At 72.0% G+C, this 5,007-nt stretch carries 4 protein-coding genes, 1 rRNA gene and 1 other annotated feature (1 of these 6 running past the window's edge); of the genes, 1 reads left to right on the top strand and 4 read right to left on the bottom strand.

Annotation, left to right across the window (positions count from 1 at the left end; all coding sequences use genetic code 11):
* A partial coding sequence (locus SSBG_RS24290) for an HAD-IIA family hydrolase (protein ID WP_078491404.1) occupies positions 1–1,009 on the bottom strand: 1,009 nt, incomplete at its 3' end.
* Positions 1,010–1,143: 134 nt separating this feature from the next.
* On the opposite strand from SSBG_RS24290, the gene SSBG_RS24285 reads away from it, so the two are divergent.
* Complete coding sequence (locus tag SSBG_RS24285; RefSeq protein ID WP_008748714.1) at positions 1,144–2,421, top strand: DUF1015 family protein; 1,278 nt, start codon at positions 1,144–1,146, stop codon at positions 2,419–2,421.
* Between the two features lie 94 nt (positions 2,422–2,515).
* Here the strand turns inward: SSBG_RS24285 and SSBG_RS33820 are convergent, their stop codons facing one another.
* The 3 genes from SSBG_RS33820 to rrf form a co-directional block, all read right to left on the bottom strand.
* Entirely contained in the window at positions 2,516–3,268 is a 753-nt protein-coding gene (locus tag SSBG_RS33820) for a hypothetical protein (protein WP_008748713.1), read from the bottom strand.
* On the bottom strand, positions 3,250–4,266 hold the full coding sequence (locus SSBG_RS33815) for a hypothetical protein (protein WP_199781405.1): 1,017 nt from the start codon (positions 4,264–4,266) through the stop codon (positions 3,250–3,252). The genes SSBG_RS33820 and SSBG_RS33815 overlap by 19 nt, the downstream gene beginning before the upstream one ends.
* Positions 4,267–4,529: 263 nt before the next feature.
* A 5S ribosomal RNA gene (rrf, locus tag SSBG_RS24270) occupies positions 4,530–4,646 on the bottom strand.
* A 144-nt stretch (positions 4,647–4,790) separates the two neighbouring features.
* Positions 4,791–5,007 (bottom strand) — a sequence feature (23S ribosomal RNA rRNA prediction is too short) (it continues 137 nt past the right edge of the window).

The following is a 5,007-nucleotide window of genomic DNA, read 5'->3' as shown; positions in this document are numbered from 1 at the left end:
CCCCTCCCCCAGCACTCCACGCCGCCGCACAGGCCACCCGCAGCCCATCCAGCATCACGCCCCCCGCCCCGTCACCCGCACCCGCACCGTCCATCTCCAGCACCAGCTCCCCATCACGGACCCGCGCCCGCGCCGCGCCGCACACCCACGCGCCGTCGTCCTCCGCGCGCGGCGCCTCGTGAGGCACCAGCAGCTCCCGCAGGTCGCGCCCCACATACGTCGGCCGGTGCTCCGGGACCGCGCGGAGCAGGGCCGCGACGTCCGTCACGCCCGTGAGCACGAGCAGCGAGTCGACGCCGCCCGCGTGCGCGCCCTCGATGTCCGTGTCCAGCCGGTCCCCGACGACGAGCGGGCGCTTCGCCCCTGTCCGCAGAATCGTTTCCCGGTGCATCGGCGGGAGCGGCTTGCCGGCGACCTTCGGCTCACCGCCGGAGGCCATCCGCACCACCTCGACGGCCGCCCCGTTCCCCGGCGCGATGCCGCGTCCGCTCGGGATCGTGAGGTCCGTGTTCGAGGCGTACCACGGCACCCCGGCCCGTACCGCGTAGCCCGCCTCCGCGAAGCGCGACCACGGGAAGTCGGGGCCGCCGTAGCCCTGGGCGACAGCGGCGGGCGCGTCGTCGGCCGAGGCGACGGGTACGAGGCCGCGTTCCACGAGGGCCTGCCGCAGCCCCTCGCCGCCGATGAGCAGCACGCGCGCGCCCTCGGCCTGCTCGTCCGCGATGAGCCGCGCGACGGCCTGCGCGGACGTGATGACGTCCGAGGCGTCCGCCGGCACACCCAGCTCGCAGAGGTGCGCGGCCACCGCCGACGGCGGGCGCAGCGCGTTGTTGGTGACGTACGCGAGGTGCATCCCGCCCTCGCGCGCGGTGGCGAGCGAGTCCACGGCGTGCGCCACGGCCTCGCCGCCCGCGTACACGACCCCGTCCAGGTCGAGCAGCGCCGTGTCGTACACCGCGTCGAGCCGTTCCTCACTCGCTCCGGTCGCGGTCCGGGCATCCTCGGTCATGGTGCGGCACTCCTCGCTCGGCGTTCGTCCACAGGGTCGCGCGATCGCACGATCATCCGTCTTACCGATCATCCCCGATGCCCTGGCCGCGCACCGCTCGACGCCTGACTCGGCCGCGCGCATACGATGCACGGATGACTTCTCCGGGCACCGAGCAGAACGGACTGCGCCTGTCGCCCTTCCGCGGCGTGCGCTACGTCGCGGAGCGGGTGCGCTCGCTCGCCGCCGTCACCTCACCGCCGTACGACGTCGTCGTACGCCCCGACGGCCTGCTGCACCTGGAGAACGCCGACCCGTTCAACATCGTCCGGCTCATCCTCCCGCAGGGGGAGAGCACTGCCGTGCGCGACGAACGCGCCGCACGCACGCTGCGCGCCTGGCTCGCGGACGGCATCCTCGCCGTCGACCCGCGTCCGGCGCTGTACGTGTACGAGCAACGCGGCGACGGCATCCTCCAGCGCGGCATCATCGGCGCCCTGCGCCTCTCCGAGCCGTCCGAGGGCATCGTCCTCCCGCACGAGGACGTCATTCCCGAGGTGGTGGCCGAACGGGCCGATCTCCTCCGCGCGACCGCCGCGAACCTGGAGCCGCTCCTTCTCACGTACCAGGGTCCCGAGGAGGAGGGGCCCGGTGCGGCACGGGTCATCGAGAACGCCGTACGGACCACGCCGCTCCTCGCCACGACCACGGAGGACGGCTTCGCACACCGGCTGTGGGCCGTGACCGACCCGGCCGCGATCGCGGAGGTCGGCGCCGATCTCCTGGAGCGCCAGGCGCTCATCGCGGACGGCCACCACCGCTGGGCCACGTACCTGCGGCTGAGGCGGCAGCCCCCCTCCCCCGGTCCCTGGGACGAGGGCCTCGTCCTCCTGGTGGACACGGCGCGCTTCCCGCTGCGGGTACGCGCGATCCATCGCCTGGTGCCCGAACTCCCTCTCAAGCAGGCCCTCGCGGCCCTCGACGGTACTTTTTGCGTACGCCAGGTGGACGGTCCGCTGCCGCACGCGCGCCAGGCACTCGCGGACGCCGCCGAGGACGGCAACGCCTTCCTCCTCACAGACGGGGACACGTTCCACCTCGCCGACCGGCCCGATCCCGCGCTCCTGGCGCGCACCGTCCCCGGCAACCAGCCGCCCGCGTGGCGCTCCCTGGACGCGACCATCCTGCACACGACCCTCCTCGGCCACCTGTGGCGCGTGCCCGACGCCCCCGGCTCGATCAGCTACCTGCACGACGCCGCCGCTGTCGCCGAACAGGCCGCGCGCACGGGCGGCACGGCGGTCCTCCTCCACCCCGTCCCCGAGTCGGTCGTACGAGAGCTGGCCGGTCAGGGCGTACGAATGCCCCGCAAGTCCACCTCTTTCGGCCCGAAACCGGCGACGGGTCTGGTCCTCCGCGATCTGACCATCTGACCGTCCGGGCGGCCACGGACATACGAAAGCGAGCGGTGCCCCCCTTTCGAGAGGCACCGCCCGCTCCGTCACAGCGACACGAAAAGTCGCGTCGTCAGTCGTCCTGCCGCACCTCACGCGGCGCGGCGTCCGCGCCAGGCGTGTCCTCGGACCGTACGTCCTCCGGCTCGGCGTCCTGGGCGGCGCCGGCCTCCTCGTCGCCCTCCGTGTCGCCCTCGTAGGCGTCCGTGAACTCGACGCCGTCCAGCTCGGCGAGCCGGTCGGAGGCGTCGGTCGTTCCGTCCTTGTCGGACTCGACGGCCTTCGCGAACCACTCGCGGGCCTCTTCGGTGCGGTCCGCCGCGAGCAGCGCGTCGGCGTAGGCGTAACGCAGCCGCGCGGTCCACGCGTGGACGCCGTTCGAGGCGAGCTCGGGGCTCTGGAGCGTCACGATCGCGGCGTCGAGCTGTCCGAGATCGCGACGGGCGCCTGCGGCGACGAGCCGCATCTCGACCTGACCGGCCTTGTCCAGCTTGTGCACCTCGGGGGCCCCGGCCATCTCCAGCGCCTTCTCGGGCCGGCCGAGCCCGCGCTCGCAGTCCGCGATGACGGGCCACAGCTCCACGCTGCCCGACATGCGGCGCGCGGTACGGAACTCCTTCAGCGCCTCGTCGTAGCGCTGCGTCGCGTACGAGGCGAAGCCGGCGGCCTCGCGCACGGCGCCGACGCGCGAGGCAAGCCGCAGCGCGACCTTCGCGTACCCGTACGCCTTCTCGGGGTCCTCGTCGATGAGCTGCGCGACCATGACGAGGTTGCGCGCGACGTCGTCGGCGAGGGTCTTGGGCAGGCTCATGAGCTCCTGGCGCACCGCGCCGTCGATCTCGAAGCCGGTGACCTCGTCGGGAATCGGCAGCCGCTTGACGGGCTCCCGGTCCCGGTCCCCCTGGTAGCCGCCACGGTCGTCACGGCGGTCCCGGCCCCCGCGGTCGTCCCGGCCCCGGAAGCCGCCGCCCCGCCGGTCATCACGCCTGTCGTCCCGGCGCGGCCCCCCCGAGGGCCGCCCGTCGCGGCCTCCGCGGAAGCCACCCCGGTCATCACGCCGGGGCCGGTCGTCGCGACGGAACCCGCCGCGATCGTCGCGTCGGTCGTCGCGGCGCGGGGCGTCGCGGTCGTCACGACGGTACGAGGGACGATCGTCACGACGCGGCGCGTCACGGTCGTCACGGCGGAACGGCGGACGCCCACCCTGATCATCACGCCGGAACGAGGGCCGCTCGCCACGGTCGTCACGGCGGAACCCACCGCGGTCATCGCGACGGTCGTCACGGCGCGGGGCCGGACGGTCGTCGCGCCGGAACGAGGGGCGCTCGCCACGGTCGTCACGACGGAACCCACCGCGGTCATCGCGACGGTCGTCACGGCGCGGGGCCGGACGGTCGTCGCGCCGGAAGGACGGCCGCTCGCCACGGTCGTCACGACGGAACCCACCACGATCGTCACGCCGGTCGTCACGGCGCGGGGCGTCGCGGTCGTCACGACGGTACGAGGGACGGTCATCGCGACGCGGGGCGTCACGGTCGTCACGGCGGAACGGCGGACGCCCACCCTGATCATCACGGCGGAACGAGGGCCGGTCGCTGCGGTCGTTGCGACGGAACGGGGGACGGTCATCGCGCCGGTCACCACGGTCGTCGCGGTCGTCACGGCGGAAGCCGCCACGATCGTCACGCCGGTCGTCACGGCGGAATCCGCCGCGGTCATCGCGGCGGTCGTCGCGACGGGGGGCGTCACGGTCGTCACGGCGAAACGGCGGACGCCCACCCTGATCATCACGCCGGAACGAGGGACGGTCGCCGCGGTCGTCACGGCGGAAGCCACCGCCACGCTGGCCGTCGCGCTGGCCGTCACGGCGGAAGCCACCGCGCTGTCCGCCCCGCTCACCGCCGTCCCGGTCGCGGCCTCGGCGCTCGGGACGCTCGTCGGAAGGGTTGGGGGACATGCGGAACTCCTCGGGACTGACTGCCACCGCAAACCTGATGAGCGATGGTCCTACAGAAAAAGTGTACGAAAACAGAGAGGACCCCTTGGTCCCAGCGTGTACGCCGGGACCAAAGGGTCCTCCAAAGATTGTTCGGCGGCGTCCTACTCTCCCACAAGGTCCCCCTTGCAGTACCATCGGCGCTTTGAGGCTTAGCTTCCGGGTTCGAAATGGGACCGGGCGTTTCCCTCACGCTATGACCACCGAAACCCTTTCAGACTCTCCGCACGGGGTGCGGAGCTGAACAGGGTCAGCGAACAAGCACACTTTTCAATTAAGTGGTGTTCAAACCGACAACGCTGTTCGTTGTCTGGGAACAACACAGTGGACGCGAGCAACTGAGGACAAGCCCTCGGCCTATTAGTACCGGTCAACTCCACCCCTCACAGGGCTTCCATATCCGGCCTATCAACCCAGTCGTCTACTGGGAGCCTTACCCTCTCAAAGGAGGTGGGAACACTCATCTCGAAGCAGGCTTCCCGCTTAGATGCTTTCAGCGGTTATCCCTCCCGAACGTAGCCAACCAGCCATGCCCTTGGCAGAACAACTGGCACACCAGAGGTTCGTCC

This window comes from Streptomyces sp. SPB074, from assembly GCF_000154905.1.
Lineage (GTDB): Bacteria > Actinomycetota > Actinomycetes > Streptomycetales > Streptomycetaceae > Streptomyces.
This window is presented reverse-complemented; position numbering and strand designations above follow the sequence as displayed.

Bases quoted from the DNA above. Each gene is read 5' to 3' on its own strand.
- SSBG_RS24285 (WP_008748714.1), top strand. From the start codon at position 1,144: ATGACTTCTCCGGGCACCGAGCAGAACGGACTGCGCCTGTCGCCCTTC.